This is a genomic window from Bacteroidota bacterium (assembly GCA_016213405.1).
GTDB lineage: Bacteria > Bacteroidota > Bacteroidia > Palsa-948 > Palsa-948 > Palsa-948.
On sequence record JACRAM010000069.1, the window covers coordinates 88,641 to 107,540 of the forward strand.

The 18,900-nt window shown below is 40.9% G+C and carries 15 protein-coding genes and 1 tRNA gene; 7 read left to right on the forward strand and 9 right to left on the reverse strand.

Going from position 1 to position 18,900, the window contains the following annotated elements; translation table 11 throughout:
- Window positions 1-80 precede the first annotated feature (80 nt).
- A complete protein-coding gene (locus HY841_08710) occupies window positions 81-1,106 on the forward strand; it encodes a hypothetical protein (protein MBI4930828.1) in 1,026 nt (341 codons plus the stop codon).
- Window positions 1,107-1,112: 6 nt separating this feature from the next.
- Window positions 1,113-2,651 (forward strand): T9SS type A sorting domain-containing protein, encoded by a 1,539-nt coding sequence (locus tag HY841_08715; protein ID MBI4930829.1) that lies wholly within the window; start codon window positions 1,113-1,115, stop codon window positions 2,649-2,651.
- Window positions 2,652-2,684: 33 nt separating this feature from the next.
- Here the strand turns inward: HY841_08715 and HY841_08720 are convergent, their stop codons facing one another.
- The 5 genes from HY841_08720 to HY841_08740 form a co-directional block, all read right to left on the reverse strand.
- Window positions 2,685-3,767 carry a mannose-1-phosphate guanylyltransferase gene (locus HY841_08720; GenBank protein ID MBI4930830.1) on the reverse strand — a complete coding sequence of 361 codons (1,083 nt, stop codon included), beginning with the start codon at window positions 3,765-3,767 and terminating at the stop codon, window positions 2,685-2,687.
- A 39-nt stretch (window positions 3,768-3,806) separates the two neighbouring features.
- Window positions 3,807-5,105, reverse strand: a complete 1,299-nt coding sequence (locus HY841_08725; GenBank protein ID MBI4930831.1) for an aminotransferase class I/II-fold pyridoxal phosphate-dependent enzyme — start codon at window positions 5,103-5,105, stop codon at window positions 3,807-3,809.
- A gap of 63 nt (window positions 5,106-5,168) precedes the next feature.
- A complete protein-coding gene (locus HY841_08730; protein MBI4930832.1) occupies window positions 5,169-5,834 on the reverse strand; it encodes a SprT-like domain-containing protein in 666 nt (221 codons plus the stop codon).
- Between the two features lie 59 nt (window positions 5,835-5,893).
- A complete protein-coding gene (feoB, locus tag HY841_08735; protein ID MBI4930833.1) occupies window positions 5,894-7,831 on the reverse strand; it encodes a ferrous iron transport protein B in 1,938 nt (645 codons plus the stop codon).
- A gap of 39 nt (window positions 7,832-7,870) precedes the next feature.
- On the reverse strand, window positions 7,871-8,113 hold the full coding sequence (locus HY841_08740) for a ferrous iron transport protein A (protein ID MBI4930834.1): 243 nt from the start codon (window positions 8,111-8,113) through the stop codon (window positions 7,871-7,873).
- Window positions 8,114-8,388: 275 nt separating this feature from the next.
- On the opposite strand from HY841_08740, the gene HY841_08745 reads away from it, so the two are divergent.
- The 3 genes from HY841_08745 to gcvH are packed head-to-tail and all read left to right on the forward strand — an operon-like array spanning window position 8,389 to window position 10,312.
- Window positions 8,389-9,144, forward strand: a complete 756-nt coding sequence (locus HY841_08745) for an ABC transporter permease (protein ID MBI4930835.1) — start codon at window positions 8,389-8,391, stop codon at window positions 9,142-9,144.
- Window positions 9,141-9,887 (forward strand): ATP-binding cassette domain-containing protein, encoded by a 747-nt coding sequence (locus HY841_08750; protein ID MBI4930836.1) that lies wholly within the window; start codon window positions 9,141-9,143, stop codon window positions 9,885-9,887. Before HY841_08745 ends, HY841_08750 begins: the two co-directional genes overlap by 4 nt.
- Window positions 9,888-9,931: 44 nt before the next feature.
- A complete protein-coding gene (gcvH, locus tag HY841_08755) occupies window positions 9,932-10,312 on the forward strand; it encodes a glycine cleavage system protein GcvH (protein ID MBI4930837.1) in 381 nt (126 codons plus the stop codon).
- Here gcvH and HY841_08760 read toward each other — a convergent pair whose 3' ends face one another.
- From HY841_08760 to HY841_08770, 3 genes are all read right to left on the reverse strand, one after another.
- The gene (locus HY841_08760; protein ID MBI4930838.1) at window positions 10,313-11,458 is read right to left on the reverse strand and encodes an aminotransferase class V-fold PLP-dependent enzyme; all 1,146 of its coding nucleotides are present in this window, start codon (window positions 11,456-11,458) and stop codon (window positions 10,313-10,315) included.
- Between the two features lie 46 nt (window positions 11,459-11,504).
- Window positions 11,505-13,274 (reverse strand): toxin-antitoxin system YwqK family antitoxin, encoded by a 1,770-nt coding sequence (locus tag HY841_08765; GenBank protein ID MBI4930839.1) that lies wholly within the window; start codon window positions 13,272-13,274, stop codon window positions 11,505-11,507.
- 165 nt (window positions 13,275-13,439) lie between these two features.
- Window positions 13,440-13,512 (reverse strand) — tRNA-Gln (locus HY841_08770).
- A 160-nt stretch (window positions 13,513-13,672) separates the two neighbouring features.
- Here HY841_08770 and HY841_08775 point away from each other — a divergent pair.
- Together HY841_08775 and HY841_08780 are read left to right on the forward strand one after the other, a co-directional pair.
- Window positions 13,673-16,921: a DUF2723 domain-containing protein gene (locus HY841_08775; protein ID MBI4930840.1), complete on the forward strand. Its 3,249-nt coding sequence runs from the start codon at window positions 13,673-13,675 to the stop codon at window positions 16,919-16,921.
- Window positions 16,922-17,107: 186 nt separating this feature from the next.
- Complete coding sequence (locus tag HY841_08780; GenBank protein ID MBI4930841.1) at window positions 17,108-17,800, forward strand: polysaccharide deacetylase family protein; 693 nt, start codon at window positions 17,108-17,110, stop codon at window positions 17,798-17,800.
- Here HY841_08780 and HY841_08785 read toward each other — a convergent pair.
- Window positions 17,790-18,617: a T9SS type A sorting domain-containing protein gene (locus HY841_08785; protein ID MBI4930842.1), complete on the reverse strand. Its 828-nt coding sequence runs from the start codon at window positions 18,615-18,617 to the stop codon at window positions 17,790-17,792. The two genes, HY841_08780 and HY841_08785, sit on opposite strands and share 11 nt — an antisense overlap.
- Between the last annotated feature and the right edge of the window lie 283 nt (window positions 18,618-18,900).

Genomic DNA, 18,900 nt, shown 5'->3' on the forward strand with positions numbered 1-18,900 from the left:
ATTGAGATTTTTGTGGCTAATTCATTTTACCCAAAGATAAAAAAAATTACATTTGTGTTCTTCATTAATCATTCACATACATGAAAAAGATTTCCACCCTTACAGTTGCTTGTGCATTAGCTTTTTTTTCAAAAGCAGGAGTGCTCACCGTCAACAACAATTCCAACAGCCCCGGGCAATACACCAGCCTGCAAACGGCAATTGATTCTGCTTCCGCAGGCGATAGTATTTATGTACACGGTTCCGCAACCAGTTATAGCAACGTATCCATAAAAAAACAGTTAACTCTTTTGGGAACAGGTCACAACCCGAATAAAACAAATAATCTTATCTCTGAAATAGGAATCATTCTGCTGGATACAATAAACGGAATTTCTGGAGCGTCCGGCACAAAAATCATCGGATTTAAACTGAACCGTGTTTCGGGTTTTGGAGGTTCAGGAGGAACAAAAAATATTTTCGTGAGTAGAAATTATTTTATCTCGGGTGGCTCAAAAATCATAATTACAGGAAAAGGCTGGACAATTGAAAACAACATCATTAACTCCTCTTCTGTAACCGTCAGCAATAATTCAAACGTCATCATCCGAAACAATATTTTCAATAACGCAAGCATTGTTACATCCAATCAACCTTCTGTGCTTATTGCTAATAATATTTTCTTCGGCACTTCGCCTCTGACCTGCTTCACTACGTTAAGCAACGCGCTCATTGCAAATAATATTTTCAGCGGCTCGTCTCCCAAGGGAGCCAACGTGAACACTAATACATTCAACAATAATATCACCTATCAAACTGCCTACGATACTATTCCTTTCGGAACAAATTCAGGCAGCGGAAATATACTTGCTCAGAATCCTCTGTATACAAATGTCGCTTCTACTTCATTCAGTTATAGCTACGATTTTTCCTTACAGGCGACATCGCCAGGGAAAAATGCCGGCACAGATGGAACTGACCTGGGAATTTATGGTGGTGCCATGCCTTTTGTGGATATGACGGGAAGCCCAGCTATTCCTCAGATGAAATTAGTTTCCATTCTGAATCCTATGATTCCTGCAGGAGACAGTTTGCATGTTATCATTAAAGCTAAGAAACAAAATTAATTTTTAGTGAATCATTTTTCTGCATTGAAAAAAACAGTTTACATATTTCTTTTTACTCTGGGATTCTGGATTCTGAATTCCGGATTTTGTTCTGCTCAAACCATTGATTCTGCCGAATATTTTTTTGATGCAGATCCTGGCACAGGAAATGGAATGTCGATTTCGATTACAGCAGGAGATTCATTAACTGATTCTCTCTATGTAAATACAAATGGTTTAAATTCCGGATTTCATTTCGTTTTCTTCCGGGTGAAGGACACTAATAACGTATGGAGTTTATATGAGGGAGGACTTATTTTTATATACGATACTGCTATGACCGCATCTGCTTCCATTGATTCTTCAGAATATTTTTTTAGTGCCGACCCGGGAGTCAACAATGGAATCACGATCACGATTGCCCCCGGTGACTCAACGCTTGATACGGTTATTGTTCCCACAACAGGACTGTTGCCCGGCTTTCACAATTTATTTGCAAGAGTAATGGATACGAACGCTGTCTGGAGCTTATATGAAGGAACTAATTTTTATTTATATGATACAATTGCTCAATCAGTCCCCGCGTCTTATCCCATTGAGTCAGCAGAATATTTTTATGATACTGACCCCGGAGTAGGAAACGGAATTGCTATAGCAAATTTTTCTCCTGCCGACAGCATTTTTTTAACTGATACTCTTCCCTCTGCACCTCTTACAACTGGGTTTCACAGTTTATTTTTGCGCGTACGCGATACAATGAATGTATGGAGTTTGTATGACTGGCAGTCTTTTGTGATTTGTAATTTCATTCCTGTGCCTGATTTCACTTCCGACACTGTGTGCCTGAATAACCCTACCACTTTTACCGACCTCAGCACGAATCTTGACACTAGCGCAAATTATACATATGGCTGGGATTTTAACAACGATGGAATTACGGATGATACCACAAAAGGAAATACTTCCTATACATTTCTATCAAGCGGCACACAAACTATTTCGCTGATTGTTAATAATTCAAATGGGTGCGTAGATACTGTTATTAAAACAGTTTATGTGGATTCTCTTCCAACAGTAACGCTGAATTTCCCGGTGGATACTTTCTGCCACGATGATTCAATTCTTCTTTCAGGCGGATTACCTGCTGGCGGAATTTATTCAGGAAACGGAGTGTACGGAGGATCATTTTTAGCTGATAGTGTTTCAAACGGAATACATTTTATTGCTTATACCTATTATAACAGCGATTCTTGTTCTATCACTGTGTACGATACGGTTTATGTCAGTCCGTGTTTGGGAATAAATGAATTCTCGGGAGGAAATGTTTCTGTGGTTATCAGTCCAAATCCGTTCACAACAGAAACCATGATTTCGATTCAGGGGTATACATTTAAACACCAGAGTATAAAACTCTATGATATTTTTGGCAGATTGGTTTTACACTCGAAATTCGAAACCCGAAACGTAAAACTTGAAAGAGGAAATCTGATGAGCGGAGTTTATTTCTACAAAATAACTTCTGACGAAAAAATTTTCGCAACTGGCAAACTGATACTGGTTGATTAAACCCCGCACAATCGTCAGTTGACGAACAAAGGGTTAAACAAACCGCTCCCCTTTTTTAGATTTAACATCATTTACAAAATCGCGGATGCGCTGCTCGTCCTGCTTTTTGCAGATGAGAATGATGTCGTCTGATTCCACAATAATATAATCTTTCAGCCCTTCCACCACCACCAATTTATCTTTTGAAATATTCACAATGCAATTTTTACTTCCATACATCATTACATTTTTCCCAACAATTGCATTATCGTCATCATCTTTTTTGATATGGTTATAAAGCGAGCCGTAGGTTCCCAAATCGCTCCAGCCAATAAGCGAAGAACGCACATAAACATTATCAGCTTTTTCCAGAATTCCATAATCAACAGAAATATTTTTGCATTCAGCATATACTTTTTTTATTCCCTCCTCTTCTTTTGAAGAATTATATTTCACAGAAGAAAACACATTTGCCATTTCCGGAAGAAGTTTCTGGTATGCTTTCACAATACTTTTTGCTGACCATACAAAAATTCCGGCATTCCATAAAAAATCTCCGCTCTGCAAAAAAAACTTTGCCATCTCAGCATCAGGCTTCTCCGTAAATGTTTTGACTTTTTTAATTCGTCTGTCCTTTTCTTTTACGGGTGATTCAATGAATTGAATATAGCCATAGCCGGTATCAGGCCGGGTGGGTCGGATGCCAAGCGTAATCAGGCAATCTTCCGATTTGGATTTTCTAAAACAGGATTTTACCGCTTTGGCAAATGTTTGTTCTTTCAGAATAAGATGATCGGAAGGCGCGACAATAAGATTTGCTTTTTTGTTCTGAGAATAAATTTTGTAGGAAGCGTAAGCGATGCAAGGCGCTGTGTTTTTTCTGGCAGGTTCGCAAAGAAGATTTTCAATCTTGAGTTCCGGCAATTGCTCCATCACCAGGCTTTTGTATGCATCGTTCGTCACAATAAAAATATTTTCCTTCGGGCAAATGGAAAGAAATCGGTCAAAGGTGGCTTGCAAAAGAGTTCTGCCGATTCCAAGAATATCTATAAACTGCTTGGGATGCGCGGTGCGGCTCATAGGCCAGAAACGGCTTCCGATTCCGCCAGCCATTATCACGCAGTAATTATTTTTCATTGGCATTTTTCTAAACTAAAAAATGATTCTGAAACAAGTTCAGAATGGCTGTGTCAGTTTATTAAGTGCATTGCGAAGATTCATGATGATGCCGTCCACATCTTCCAGCCTGCAAGTTCCCACAGACAGGCGATACCAGCTTGATTCTTCCGAAGCGCCAAATGCATAGAAAGGAACCAGGGCAACTTTTGCCTCGTCAAGAATATATTTTGTGACATCTTTTGTTGTGGAAAGAATTTTTCCGTCAGAAGTTTTTTGTCCGTGCAAAGAAAACTGGACGGTGAGATAAATTGCCGCTTGAGGAGCAATAGAATCGACCTTAAATCCTTCATTCTTCAAACTCTGAAATCCTTTGTGAAATCCAACCAAGCGGTCATTCACTTTTTTTCTGATATCTGAAAGATAGCCGTCAACGGCTGAATCATTCATCAGGTAACGCGCAGTTGCCATTTGCTCAGGACGCGGAGCCCATGCTCCAATATGTCCGAGCATAGATTTCATTTTATCCACAATTTTTTTCGGACCCATTCCCCACCCTACACGTACTCCTGTTGCAGCAAATGCTTTTGAAATCCCGTCAACAAAAATGGTGTAATCTTTCATTTCCGGTCGGAGCGAAACAGGGTCATAATGTTTTGTATTCCCGAAAGTGAGTGTCCAGTAAATCTGGTCGTACATCAGGTAGAGAGGTTTCTGTCCGTTTTCTCGTCTGGCATTCTCTTCTAAAATCAAATCGCAAATCTCAGCAAGCGTTTCTTTAGAAAAAGTTGTACCCGTTGGGTTCAAGGGTGAGCATAGCGAAATCAATGTTGCATTCTTTATATGCTTTTTAAGATCAACAGCTGAAGGCATGAAATAATTTTCAACCGATGTTTCAATAAGGACAGGTTTTGCAGAGGAAAGATGAACATAGTGATTGTTATTCCATGATGGCACAGGAAAAATTACTGTATCGCCCGGATCAAGAATGGTTTTGTATATGGAATAAATCACAGGGCGTGCTCCACAGGCAATGATAATATTCTCAGGTTTAAAATCAAACCCCTGAAGGCGATTCAGAAAATGGCAGACCGCATTTCGCAATTCAGGAACACCTTCAGCAGGCGGATAATTAGTTTCGCCATTTTCATAAGCAGCAATAATTTCTCTCTTCAATTCTGCAGGAATAGGGAAAATTTTGGGATTAAAATCACCAATTGTCAGGTTATAAATCTTTTCTCCTTTTTTAATTTTATCGTTTACTTCCCAGGCAAGTTTGAGAATCTCAGAGCCGATGATGTTTTCAGCGATATCAGAAATGATAAGTTCCTTTGAAACGGGAGTAGTTGCAACGTTCATAAAGTGTTTTTTATTGATGCTGCTAAAATAGGAATTAATCCCAAACAGAAGTTTATATTTCTCCTATGAAAATCCTGACAGTTCCACTTTACATAACGCGTGAATCAGGTATTCGCGTTTCGTTCGGGTGTGAATGCATTTAAAGCGGGTCCGTCTTTTTTCTCCCTTGATGAATGTATCCTTTGACTGTTTTCTTCCTGATGAAATAATCCTGAAAGAAGAGCCGGCAGAGATTTTTTCAAGGTATACTGTTTCAGAATCAGCATCAAAATTTTTCAGCACACGCGATAAGTGCAAATCTGAACAACTTGCCGCTGAAGGACTCATCGTATGTTTGTGAAGAGCTAAAAAGATTTCTTTTGGAAATAGTTTTTCTTCTTCGTTCTGTAATTTATCGTTCCGCAAAAAATAATTCAGAAGATTACTGTATTCTGATTTCCACTCTTTGCCATGCGGATTCACTCTCTCTTTATATTTCTCCCATGTAACAAGATGTGCAACTTCATGAATGAGCGTGACAAGAAACGCATACTTGTTCAGGTCGTGATTGATGGTGATGGTGTGATTCTTGCCGTTATGCGGAGGCATGTAATCGCCTTCTTTTGAACTGCGGGATTTCTTAACCTTTAATTTGAAATTGTATTTGTAAATCCATTCCGTAATCGTGTCAATAGATTTTTCAGGAATATATTTTTTAAGGATGGATTTATTTCGGTCTACTTGGTTCATAAGAAAAAAATCCCTTCGACAAAATCAGGGTTGCAACTGCAAAAATACTCCGAGATATCTTACTTGAAAAAATGGTATGCAGTAAAACTCGCGAGGTAAGCAAGAATACTCATATAAATGAATTGAATGACAGGCCATTTCCATTTTTTTGTTTCGCGGTAAACAACAGCCAGCGTGCTCATGCACTGCATGGCGAAAGCATAAAACAGCATCAGCGAAATTCCTACTGCGAAACTATATCTCGGTTTTTCTGTTTCGGGGTTTATTTCGGCAGACATCTTCTCTCTGATTGAAAGTCCGTTGTTGCCGTCTCCCGTACTGTAAATAGTCGCCATAGTTCCAACAAAAACCTCCCGCGCAGCAAAAGAAGTAACGAGGGCAATTCCAACCTTCCAGTCAAAGCCAAGAGGTTTGATAGTTGGTTCAATAAATTTTCCGAGAATGCCTGCATAAGATGCTTCGAGTTTTTCAGCAGCTATCTGTGTTTGTGTTACTTTTTCATAAGGCCAGGGTTGAGGATACGATGCATATTGTTTGTCTATTTCTTCAAATTTATTTCCAGGAGCATGCGAAGCCAGAAACCAAAGCAGGATGGAAATAGCGATGATTATCTTTCCTGCATCAAACAAAAAAACTTTGACTCTGTCAATAATCAAAAGCATGACATTTTTCCAGCGTGGAGAGCGATAAGTCGGAAGTTCCATGATAAAATAACTGCGCTCCGTTGATTTGATTATATACTTCATTACAAATGCTGAACTGATTGCTGCAAGAAATCCGATGAGATACAGCGCCATCATCACCACGCCCTGCATATTAAAAAATCCAAACATTTTTTGGGACGGAATAACAAGCGCAATCAAAAGAGTGTAAACAGGCAACCGGGCGGAGCAGCTCATCAGAGGAGTAACCATGATAGTGATTAATCGTTCCTTCCAGTTGCTGATAGTGCGCGTGCCCATAATTGCCGGAACAGCACAGGCAACTCCGCTCAGAAGAGGAATAACCGAGCGACCGTTCAATCCGAATTTGCGCATGATTTTATCCATAATGAAACTAACGCGTGCCATATAGCCAGTATCTTCAAGAATGGCTATGAAGAAAAACAAAAGAGCAATCTGCGGAATAAAAACAGCAATGCCGCTCAAGCCGGAAAAAATTCCGTTTACAAGCAAATCAGAAAATTCTCCTTTGGGTAAATGCTCGGCTCCCCACTTGGAGAAAAAAATAAAAAGCGTTTCTATCCACTGCATGGGATAGGCGGCAATAACAAACACAGATTCAAAAATCAAAAACAAAACAAAAAGAAAAATGGCGTAACCCCAGATTTTATGCGTAAGAATTTTATCGGTTCGCGATGAAAATATTTCTTCCTCTTGCCGGTCTTTGAATTTAATGGAACCCTTAACAATTTCTGTGATGACGCGGTAACGCTCAATGGTTATTTGCTCGTCTGTTTTTCCAGCAAGAATTTCATCCGATAGTATTTTCTGATTCGGAATTTCAACCAGTGAAACAATTGCCAGCTTCAAGGTATCAATCCCTGTTTCTTTGCGCGCACTTATAGGAATCACTTTCACGCCAAGTTTTTGAGAAAGCGCATCCACATCTATTTCCATTCCCCTTTTCTCAACTATATCCATCATATTGAACACAATCACAACAGGAATTCTGAGATCAATGATTTGCGTGGCAAGAAATAGACTTCGCTTGAGATTTGAAGCATCAGCGACACAAAGAGTGAGGTCAGGATAATCTGAATTATTTTTGTCATGCAGGATTTCAACTGCAATTTTTTCATCATACGATTTCGGGTTCAAACTATATGCACCGGGCAAATCAGTGAACTCAACCGAAACATTTTTGATTTTGCCAACTCCTGTTTTCCTGTCAACCGTTGCACCCGGAAAATTTGCTGTGCTTTGATTTAATCCGGTTAGAATATTGAAAAGTGTGGACTTTCCGCAATTAGGATTTCCAATCAATGCGATTTTTATTTTTTTTTCTTTTTCCAAGGGAAATAAAATCTGTTATGGCTATTCTATTTGCCTGATAATGACCGATGCAGCTTCTGATTTGCGAAGTCCAAGCGTGTAACCGCTCACAAAGATTGCAATGGGGTCTCCAAGTGGCGCTATGTTTTTCAGTTCTACAACTTCTCCGGGCAGACATCCCATCTCAAGCAATTTGACCGAAACTTCTTTATCCGTAAACGAATCAATGATTGCTTTTTCTCCCAAACGAAGTTCAGCGAGGGTATGAGGAATACCGTTTTTCATAGCAAAACAAAGTTAATGAATGCATTTGCTTCTTGCTACCTAAAAGAGGGTATTCTTAAATTACGAGTGACGAATGATAAATGACGAATTTGTATTAGCATGTCCTTTCTGTTTTTTCCATGAAGGACAATCCGCGCATTTATTTTTCGGACGAAAAAGATAACAACCAGACAGGAGAATGCAGATAATAATCAGTATAAAAAATCGTTTTAACATTGCAGTACAAAGATACAACGATTCGCCTGTATATTTATTCCCTATTTTCGCAGAGACAAATGCTTACATTCATTTCAAACATATTTTTTCATATCGGCAGGTATTATACGCTTGTAATCAGGTCATTTAACCGACCTGAAAAAAATCATGTTTTCCGAAAAAGGATTTTTGAAGAAATTGACCGGCTGGGTGTCAGCTCCATTCCCATCGTATTGATTATTTCTCTTTTTATGGGAGCGGTAATCACCATTCAGGCAGCATTCGGTTTTGAAAGCCCGTGGATTCCGCTTTATGCAGTTGGAATAACCACAAGAGATTCTGTTATACTTGAATTTGCGCCCACGCTGGTAAGTCTGATTCTGGCAGGAAAAGTCGGTTCAAACATCGCTTCTGAAATAGGTACCATGCGTGTGTCTGAGCAAATTGATGCGCTTGAAATCATGGGCGTTAATTCAGCATCACATCTTATTCTTCCAAAAATAATTGCAGCAGTTTTTATTAATCCATTTTTGATTGTCCTCAGCATGTTTACAGGAATTATCGGTGGATGGTTGTTTGGAACGCTGACAAATGTTGTTACTCCTTACGAATACATTTATGGCATTCAATATGATTTCAGAATTTATAATGTGATTTACGCATTGATCAAAACGGTAGTGTTTGCATTCATCATCTCTTCCGTTCCTGCCTATCATGGCTATTTTACAAAAGGCGGAGCTTTAGAAGTAGGCAAATCAAGCACCACGGCTGTTGTGTACAGTTCCCTGCTGATTTTGCTTTTCAATTTCATTCTCACTCAATTATTACTGGCGTGATTGAAGTACGAAACATATCAAAATCATTTGGGCAGAAACAGGTTCTGAAAAATGTTTCGCTTGTCGCGGAGAAAGGGAAAACCACGCTAGTCATAGGAGAAAGCGGCCACGGAAAAACCGTGCTGATGAAATGCATTGTAGGCTTAGAGGAAGTAGACAGCGGTGCTGTTTTTTATGATGGCAGAAATTTTTCAGAAATGAAAATCAAACAGCGGAAAGAAATCCGAAAGGAAATGGGAATGCTTTTCCAGGGTGCTGCTCTTTTTGATTCTCTTTCGGCAGAAGAAAATGTGGGCTTCCCGCTTTCCATGTTTACTAATATGACCGAAGAAGAAAAACTGGAACGTGTAAATTTCTGTCTCAAAAGAGTAAATCTTGAAAATGCCAACAAACTTTTTCCTTCTGAACTCAGCGGAGGAATGAAAAAACGCGTGGGCATTGCGCGCGCTATCGCCTTGAGTCCAAAATATCTTTTCTGCGATGAACCCAATTCAGGATTAGACCCACTCACCTCGGTTGTGATTGATGATCTGATAAAGGAAATCACTCAGGAGTTCAACATCACTACCATCGTGAACACACACGATATGAATTCAGTGATGAACATTGGCGATAAAGTAATTTTTATTTACAAAGGGCAAAAGTGGTGGGAAGGAAGCAGCAAGGATATTCTTCATTCGGATAATAAGGAAGTTGCGGAGTTTGTCGGAACTGCAAAAATGCTGAAGGAATTAAAAAAGTAAGAAATAAAACTAATTATATATTTGCAGTCTATAAAAATCATTTTATGAATTTTCCATCCAACCTGAAATATTCCAAGGATCACGAATGGATTCGCGTGGAAGGCAATGATGCTTATATCGGAATCACCGAATTTGCACAGGGAGAACTGGGCGACATCGTATTTGTTGACATAGGCACGCGAGGCGATACGCTCGATAAAGAAGCCGTGTTTGGTACGATTGAGGCCGTGAAAACAGTTTCTGATTTATTCATGCCGATTGGTGGAAAAGTAATGGAGCTCAATTCTAAAATTGATACTAATCCTGAATTGGTAAACAAAGACCCCTACGGTGAAGGATGGCTGATTAAAATTTCTGTTTCAAATCTTGCTGACATAAATATGCTTTTGTCAGCCGATGATTATCAGAAGTTGCTCGGAAAGTAATTATCGCCTCAGCTCTTTTATTTTCTCTTTCATCTTTCCACAAACAAAATCTATTTCTTCTTTCGTTGTGAATTTTCCGAGTGAGAAACGGATGGATGAATACGCCATTTCATCGGGGATTCCCATCGCTTTCAAAACATACGATGGTTCAGGAATTTCGGAAGAACAGGCAGAACCAGCTGATACAGCAACCTCAGGAAGTTTTGCGATGAGAGAATCGGCTTTCACATTTTGAAAAAAAAGATTAGTGACATTTGGCAGGCGGTTTTTGATGCTTCCGTTTACAAAAACGTTTTTTAAGCCAAGAAAATGCTGTTCAAGTAGGGTTCTGAGAGCAGAAATCCGTTGCGCGTCATTCCACATTTCTTTTTCCGCGAGTTCGCAAGCTTTTCCTAATCCGACAATAGCAGGAACATTCAATGTTCCGCTTCTTAATCCGCGCTCGTGCCCGCCTCCGTGAATGAGCGGAGGTAAACTCACACGGGGATTTTTTCTTCTCACATACAAAACCCCGATTCCTTTTGGTCCATAGAATTTGTGTGCTGAGAGACAAAGTAAATCAATCCCATCGCTTTCCACATCCACATTAATTTTCCCCACTGCCTGCGTTGCATCACTCATGAAGATGCTTCCCTTCTCATGAACAATTTTCGAAATCTCATTTATCGGCTGAATCACTCCTGTTTCATTGTTCGCAACCATCACGCAAACAAGAATGGTTTTGTCTGTAATGCTTTCGCGAAGCTGATCAAGGTTAATTAATCCTTCTCTGTCAACCGGCAGGTAAGTTACCTGCGCACCTTTTGTTTCAAGGTATTTGCAAGTATCCAAAACTGCTTTGTGCTCGGTGGAAACGGTGATGATGTGATTTCCTTTGGAAGAATGATTTTCAAAAACTCCTTTGATGGCGAAATTGATTGCTTCGGTTGCTCCTGAAGTAAAAATTATTTCATGCGCAGTTGCATGAATGAGTTTTGCGGCATGTTCTCTCGCTTTTTCAACTGCGGCTTCTGCAATCCATCCGAAAGAATGTGTTTTGCTCGCAGCATTTCCAAATTTTTCTGTAAAGTACGGAAGCATTGCTTCCAGCACACGATGATCTACCGGAGTAGTGGAGTTATAATCGAGATAAATCGGAAGTTTCATTAAAAGCAAATATACATACCCGCAAGCTACACAAAAGGAAAAAAAATTACTGCTTTACTCCGCTCTTATAGGTTTCCTTTCGGATTACATTTTCTTTTGCATCGTAAAAAATCCAATCACCATGCTTTAAACTAATCCATTCTGTTTTTTCGCTGGGGCGGGAAATGGCATAATGCCCAACGCTGATAATCTTTCCATCCATCGCCCATGTTTTTATTTCTCCAGCCAGTTTTCCGAATTTGTGGTTTTCCTCCATATACTTCGCGCCTGTTTCATAATAGTAAGTCCACTTGCCATCTTTCTCACCGCCCACAAAATTGCCTTCATTTTCTAAAAGTCCTGTATCATAGAAAAATTTCCAATCACCTTCTTTCAATCCTTTCTGGTAATTGCCCTGCTGATATATTTTTTCATTCTTAAACCAGTTGGTCCAGAATCCTGTCTTCAAGCTGTCTTTGTATTCACCTTCATAATTTTTTATTCCATTATCAAACCAACCGATCCACTTTCCGTTCATCGCGCCATTGCTGAAACTTCCTTCATCTTTTTTCTGTCCGTTTTCAAACCAGGAAGTCCACAAACTGTCTTGCTTATCGTCAATAAATTTCCCCCTTTCCATTTGTTGTCCGCCCTTATAATAAAATTCCCAGTGACCGTTTTTCTTTCCGTCCTTATAAAATCCTTTTTTCCATATTGCTCCTTTGTAATACCAGTATTGCCACAAACTATCCTGTTTATCCTTTTTGTAGTAGCCTTCTGCTTCTTTATTTCCGTTGTCGTGCCAATAAATCCATTTTCCGTTTTGCAAATCATCTTTCAGAGTTCCTTCCATTTCAATACTTCCGTTTTCGCGATAAAATTTCCAGTAGCCGTTCTTTTTGTCATTTGAATAAGCGCTTTCGCTTTTTGTTTTTCCGCTTTGAAAATAATTAACGCACTTGCCTTCTTTTTTTCCATTGGAGAAAGTTATGAGATGCTCTTTCCATCCATCTCGGCTCCAGAGAAACCATTCACCATTTTCTTTTCCGTCTTTTAAATTGCCCTCTCTGAGTTTTGTGTTTTGCACATCATAAAAAATGTAAAGTCCGTTTCCATCTTTTACTTGCTGTTTTCCATCCTCTGTATAGAAATTCATCACAAGGAAATCATTATTTGAAATATATTTTCTTTCTTCTTTGGTATTACCGTTCTTGTAATAATACATCCATTTGCCTTCTCGCTTTCCGTTTTTGTATTCGCCTTCAAACATTTTTTTACCGTTGTCAAAGTACTGAGTAAAAGTTCCTTCTTCCTTGTCAAACTGAAAATATCCTTCACTCTGCTTGTTGCCGTTTGAATAATAATATTGAAAGGTTCCGTGCCTGATGCTGAGCCAGTTGTTTTTCGATTCGACCACACGAAAGTTTTCCACACTTTTCTTCTTCGCGTTTTCAAACCATCCCAGCCAGAAACTATCCGGAAGATTTTGTTTGTAATATCCTGTCTGAGCGGATTTTCCCTTCTCATACCAGTAAGAAACTTTTCCTTCTTTTTTCCCTTTCTCATAATTCTCCTGGCTCTGCAATTGCCCGTTCGGATGCCACGCTTTCCAAACGCCCTCTTCCAATCCCATGTTGTAGTTTCCTTCCTTGGCAAGTTTGCCATCCTTGTACCATTGCGTAAACTTTCCGTGCTGTACACCGTTTTTAAAATCCTCCTCTGATTTCTTATGAATGGAATCGTTATTCCAGTAAGTGATAACGGGCTGTGAAAAACAAGGCAAAAGACCAAAGTTAAAAGTCAAAAGGGAAAAACAAAAAAATAGAAATCGATTCATAGAAAAATAATTGCTCAAACATAAAGATTTATCGGTGCAATCATTTTTAATAACGAGCCAATCTTTTGCACAATTTATTTCTGAAGATATTCTTGTTGTGACGAGACCAACAGAAAATCCCGCACTTAATCCCGAATGTTTTCGGGGGTGCGGGATTTTCTGTTGTTGACCCACCAGGGCTCGAACCTGGACTCTACTGAACCAAAATCAGTCGTGTTGCCAATTACACCATGGGTCAATGGGACGCAAAAATAAAAATATTACTGATTGTTAAAGATTGTTAATGCAATTATGAGGGTGAAATATTTCATACATTCGCCAACAAATTATTAAGGATTTTCAGAATCAGGAATCAGGAATCTGAAATCCTAATTCTGAGAATCCTAAATTCCTCGCCTGTGGAACAAAAATATCAGAAGTTTAACAATATTGCCGGCTGGCTTGTTTTCATCGCTTCAGCGTTTGTTTACCTTTCTACGATTGAGCCCACAGCCAGTTTTTGGGATTGCGGTGAATACATTGCCTGCTCTTATAAATTAGAAGTGGGTCACCCGCCAGGCGCGCCTCTTTTCATCATGCTCGGCAGAATTGCATCTCTTCTTGCGTTTGGCGACACCAGCAAAGTAGCCATGATGGTGAATGGATTATCGGGGCTTTGCAGTGCGGGCACTATTTTGTTTTTGTTCTGGTCTATCACCTACTTCATTAAAAAGATGATTACGCGCGGTGGCGCTGAACTTACCGAAGGAAAAATATTCGCCATTCTCGGAAGCGGAATAGTTGGCGCACTCGCCTATTGCTTTTCAGAATCGTTCTGGTTTTCGGCAGTGGAAGGCGAAGTGTACGCGATGTCGGCATTTTTCACTGCTATAATTTTCTGGGCTGTGCTCAAATGGGAGCAGGTTGCCGACCAGCCGCGCGCTGACCGGTGGATTATTCTCGTCTTCTTTCTGCTCGGACTCGCCATCGGAGTTCACCTGCTCGGCATACTGGTGATTCCGGTTCTTTGTTTTGTTTACTATTTCAAAAAATATAAAGTCACAAAAAAAGGATTTATTATAGCGGGAATTGTTTCTGTTGCTCTTCTGGGAATTGTGCAAAGCGTAATTATTCCTGGCGTTGTTTCTCTCTCGGCAAAATTTGAACTCTTCTTCGTAAACACAATGGGAATGCCGTTCAACTCGGGCACCATTTTTTATTTCGTAGTGCTTATCGGTGCAATAGTATGGGCGCTCCGGTTTACCGCAAAAAGAAAAAAAGTTTTGTGGAATACGGCTGTGCTATGTTTCACCGCCCTGCTTATCGGTTATTCTTCTTTCTTCATTCTCATCATCCGTTCCAAAGCAAACACTCCCATTGACGAAAACAATCCTGAGAACGCCATATCTCTTCTCTCTTACCTGAACCGCGAACAGTATGGCGACTGGCCCATTCTTTACGGACAATATTACAACGCGCCTCTTTACTATGGAAACGATGATGACCCAGCGGCAGAACCCATGTACAGCGTGGATAAAAACGATCCCACTCCTCACTATGTGGATGGCAAACCTATTTATGTGCGCGATGACAAAGCGGGAAAATATGTGATTGCCGATGACCGCAAAGACCAGATTCCGAATTATGATAAGCGCTTCTGCACTTTCTTTCCGCGTATGTGGAGCCAGCAGGGAAGCCACGAGCGCGCCTATCAATCGTGGGCAGACATAAAAGGAACTCCCATCAAAGTGAGAAACCCGGGTTCAGGAGAATACGAAACGTTAATCAAGCCCACCTTTGGAGAAAATCTTACTTACTTTTTCAAATACCAAATGAGCCATATGTTTCTGCGCTACTTCATGTGGAATTATGCCGGAAGGCAAAACGATGTGCAGGGGCACGGCATTGAATCTACCAGCCGCATTGAAGGAAACTGGATCAGCGGCATTCCTTTTCTGGATGAGTGGCGCCTGGGTCCGCAGGATAAACTTCCGGAAAGCGTTACGCAAAGCAAAGCCAACAATAAATTTTATTGCCTTCCTCTTTTGCTCGGATTGATCGGGTTGCTCTATCACTACAAGCGCGACAAAGAAAACTGGTGGGTGGTGATGCTGATGTTCCTTCTTGCCGGATTCGCTATTGTAATTTACCTGAACCAATATCCGTATCAGCCACGCGAGCGTGATTATGCGTATGCAGGTTCCACCTATGCGTTTGCCATTTGGATTGGAATGGGAGTTGCCGCTATCTGGGAATTTCTCGGAAAGAAAATGACGAACGAAAAGGTGCGCGCGATACTTACAACAGCCATTTGTTTTCTCGCTGTTCCATTTCTCATGGCAAAAGAAGGATGGAATGACCACAGCCGCGCAAGAAGATATACCTGCAGAGATTTTGCCGCAGACTACCTGAACTCCTGTGCGCAGAACGCCATCCTCTTTACGAATGGCGACAACGATACTTTCCCGCTCTGGTATGTGCAGGAAGTGGAAGGCATCCGCACCGATGTGCGCGTCATCAATCTTTCTCTCGCCAACACCGATTGGTACATTGACCAGTTGAGAAGAAAGCAATATGATTCGGATGTTATTCCTCTTCTTCTTGACCAAAGCAAATACGCGCAAGGCAACCGTGATTTTGTTCCCATCCGTCCGCGCGAGGAAGTGAAAGATGAGTTTCTTGATTTGAAAGAAATGGTGAACTTCATGGGAAGCGAAGACCAGCGGGCGAAAATTTCATGGGGCTCAACTCCTATAAACTATCTGCCTACTACCAAGTTTCGCCTGAAAGTTGATTCAGCCAACTTTGTGAAAACTCTTCAGCATATTCCGGACAATCCTGCCCAAAAAGAAATTGCCGCAAACGACACGAATGCATTCGCTAAAAATACTCAACCGAAAATTCTTCCTTATATAGACTGGGACATGGGCAAAAAAAGCTACATCATGAAAAATGATTTGCTCGTGCTTGACATTCTCGCGGCAAACAACTGGACGCGCCCTGTTTATTTTGCAGTCACAGTTGGTCCCGATGCATTTGTCGGGCTCGAAAAGAATTTTCAGATAGAAGGTCTTGCCTACCATCTGGTTCCTTACTCTCCACAGGGTGGGCAGCCAAGAGTTGCCACCGACATCATGTATGACAACCTGATGAACAAAGCGAAATGGGGCGGGCTTGATAAAGATGAAGTGTGGATGGATGAAAACAACATGCGCATGGCGCTCACCATGAGAATGCAGATGAGAACGCTTGCCATGTCATTGATTCAGGAAGGAAAGAAAGAAGCCGCGCTGAAAGTGCTGAAGAAAGAAGAAGAAGTGCTGCCTGAAAGAAACGTTCCTTATTACTATGACCCGATTACTTATACATACTATTTGATTCAGGCATTTTACATGGCGGATGGAAAAGAAGATGCGATAAGAATTTCAAAACGCTTTTTCGACATTGTTGAAGGAGATACCGAGTACGCAATTTCTGTCCGCAAGAAAGAGCAAGGCGCGCTTCAGGCGTATTTGGATGACCGCCTTGAAATGATGCAGCAATTGATTTCTGATGCGCACCGCTTTGGGGCAGATGCTCTGGCAAAAGAGTTGGAAGCAAGATTCAAAAAGTATGAAAGCTTTATTACCCCGCCACAGCAGCCACAGGGAATGCCGATGCATAAATAAGTAGCCCATCCCTAAAGGGAGAAAATGAAAATCCCAAGTATCAAGCACCAAGTTGAAGTCCAAAGCATCAAGAACCAAATTCCAAATTCCAAGGAACAGCCGATGTTGTATTTCTTGGGACTTGGAATTTGGAATTTGGAACTTGGGACTTTATTTCCTTTAGGGATTTAGGGCAAAACATTACTCATGTATTTCACCCGTCCAAACCTGTTGGTAAGAAAAATATATCCGTCTGCTTTATGGCGTGTGCAACTCCCTTCCCTTCGGGGAGGGACGGGGAGGGGCTCAATCTTTCTCACGTTTGATGACGGACCCATCCCTGAAGTAACTCCGCAAGTGCTTGCTATTCTGAAAGAACACCATGCCAAAGCAACTTTCTTCTGCATAGGAGCCAACATTGAAAAGCATCCTGAAGTTTTCCGGCAGATAATTTCTGAAGGACATTCAATCGGCAATCATACTTACAATCATTTGAACGGATGGAAAACGAAGACGAAAGAGTATTTGGAGAATATTGAAAAATGCAATGTGCAAATTGGCAGATATGCAGATGTGCAGATGAAAACCAATCCGCACATTTCCTCATCCGCACATTCGCATATATTGTTCCGTCCCCCCTACGGCAGAATGAAGTTGTCTCAATACTCACTACTCAGTACTCAGTACTCAGTAGTTATGTGGGATGTGTTAAGCGGTGACTTTGACGAAAAAACTTCAAAAGAAAAATGCCTGAAGAATGTGCTCAGCAATACCCGCGAAGGTTCCATCATTGTTTTTCATGACAGCGTGAAGGCAAAGGAAAAACTATTTTATGTGTTGCCGAAGGTGTTGGAACACTTTGGAGAAAAAGGGTTTGAGTTTCTGCGCCTCAATCCGTGATTACAAGTTTGCCTGTGACCTCGCCCCCTCCCTGTGTCCCTCCCCCGCTGGGAGAGGGAGTTGAAAGCCGAATAAAATACAACCCGCTTGGAAGATTGTCGCGGAAGAAAGTAAATGAATTACCTGTTATATTGTTATATTGTTTTACTGTCTGCCCGAAACAATTGTAAACCGTGAGGGTTGCGTTGTGTAAAAGATTGCCTGCCCCGTTTTGGGCGGGGTCAATCTGCAAAGTTGTTTGGGTGGAAAAAGGGTTTGGATAAATAGAAAAACTTATCGAAGAATTTAGTTCAGGCAGTCCGAGTAGGGGTTGAGTGATTGTCGCAATAACACAGGTATAACATCCGTTTGCGTCTGTAACGCATAAAGTATAGTTGCCAGCACATAATCCGGTAGCGTTGGCAGTTGTTGCACCATTAGGAAACCATTGGTAAGTATAAGGCGCAGTTCCGCCACTTACAATTCCTATTGCAGAACCATCGCAACAACCATTACAACTCGCACTTATACTTGAAACAAATACATTTAATACGATTGGTTGAGTAAGAGTAATTGTTCCTGTTGCAGTCGCACTATTGGCGTCTGTTACGGTAACTGAATATGTTCCTGCGCAAAGGCCTGTAATCGTCTGGGTTGTTTGTCCGGTAGGACTCCACATATAATAAAAAGGCGGAGTACCACCAGTAGGAACTACAGTTGCAGTTCCATCACATTGTCCTGCGCAAGTAGGACTTGTCCCCGTTAAAGTTACGGCTATCTGCCCCTGCGCAACGGTCAGCGCGAGAACTGCTGTCGAGATGAGAAAAAGTTTTTTCATTGTATTTGATTTATTGTCAAGATACAAAGTTACTGTTAAAGGTTGCGCCTTTGTTCCTACAAACATACGCATAACCCGGCAGATAAACCCCGTAGGATATTTGTTTTTATCCAACGGGGTAAATTATGTGCGGGATTTTTATGGGTGTACGACAAAATGCACCTATCTCAATTCCTCTGCGGTTCTCTGCGTAAATCTCCGCGCTCTCTGCGGTTACTGTATTTTTTAACAGCCTTTACCGCAGAGTTCGCAAAGAAACAGCCCGCAGAGAACGCTGAGAAGT

What these genes read in the sequence shown, in the direction of transcription:
- HY841_08725 (MBI4930831.1), bottom strand. Translation starts at nt 5,105, where the DNA reads ATGAACGTTGCAACTACTCCCGTTTCAAAGGAACTTATCATTTCTGAT.
- HY841_08780 (MBI4930841.1), top strand. Translation starts at nt 17,108, where the DNA reads ATGTATTTCACCCGTCCAAACCTGTTGGTAAGAAAAATATATCCGTCT.
- HY841_08720 (MBI4930830.1), bottom strand. Translation starts at nt 3,767, where the DNA reads ATGAAAAATAATTACTGCGTGATAATGGCTGGCGGAATCGGAAGCCGT.
- HY841_08760 (MBI4930838.1), bottom strand. Translation starts at nt 11,458, where the DNA reads ATGAAACTTCCGATTTATCTCGATTATAACTCCACTACTCCGGTAGAT.
- HY841_08740 (MBI4930834.1), bottom strand. Translation starts at nt 8,113, where the DNA reads ATGAAAAACGGTATTCCTCATACCCTCGCTGAACTTCGTTTGGGAGAA.
- HY841_08730 (MBI4930832.1), bottom strand. Translation starts at nt 5,834, where the DNA reads ATGAACCAAGTAGACCGAAATAAATCCATCCTTAAAAAATATATTCCT.
- HY841_08765 (MBI4930839.1), bottom strand. Translation starts at nt 13,274, where the DNA reads ATGAATCGATTTCTATTTTTTTGTTTTTCCCTTTTGACTTTTAACTTT.
- gcvH (MBI4930837.1), top strand. Translation starts at nt 9,932, where the DNA reads ATGAATTTTCCATCCAACCTGAAATATTCCAAGGATCACGAATGGATT.
- HY841_08785 (MBI4930842.1), bottom strand. Translation starts at nt 18,617, where the DNA reads ATGAAAAAACTTTTTCTCATCTCGACAGCAGTTCTCGCGCTGACCGTT.
- HY841_08745 (MBI4930835.1), top strand. Translation starts at nt 8,389, where the DNA reads ATGCTTACATTCATTTCAAACATATTTTTTCATATCGGCAGGTATTAT.
- HY841_08710 (MBI4930828.1), top strand. Translation starts at nt 81, where the DNA reads ATGAAAAAGATTTCCACCCTTACAGTTGCTTGTGCATTAGCTTTTTTT.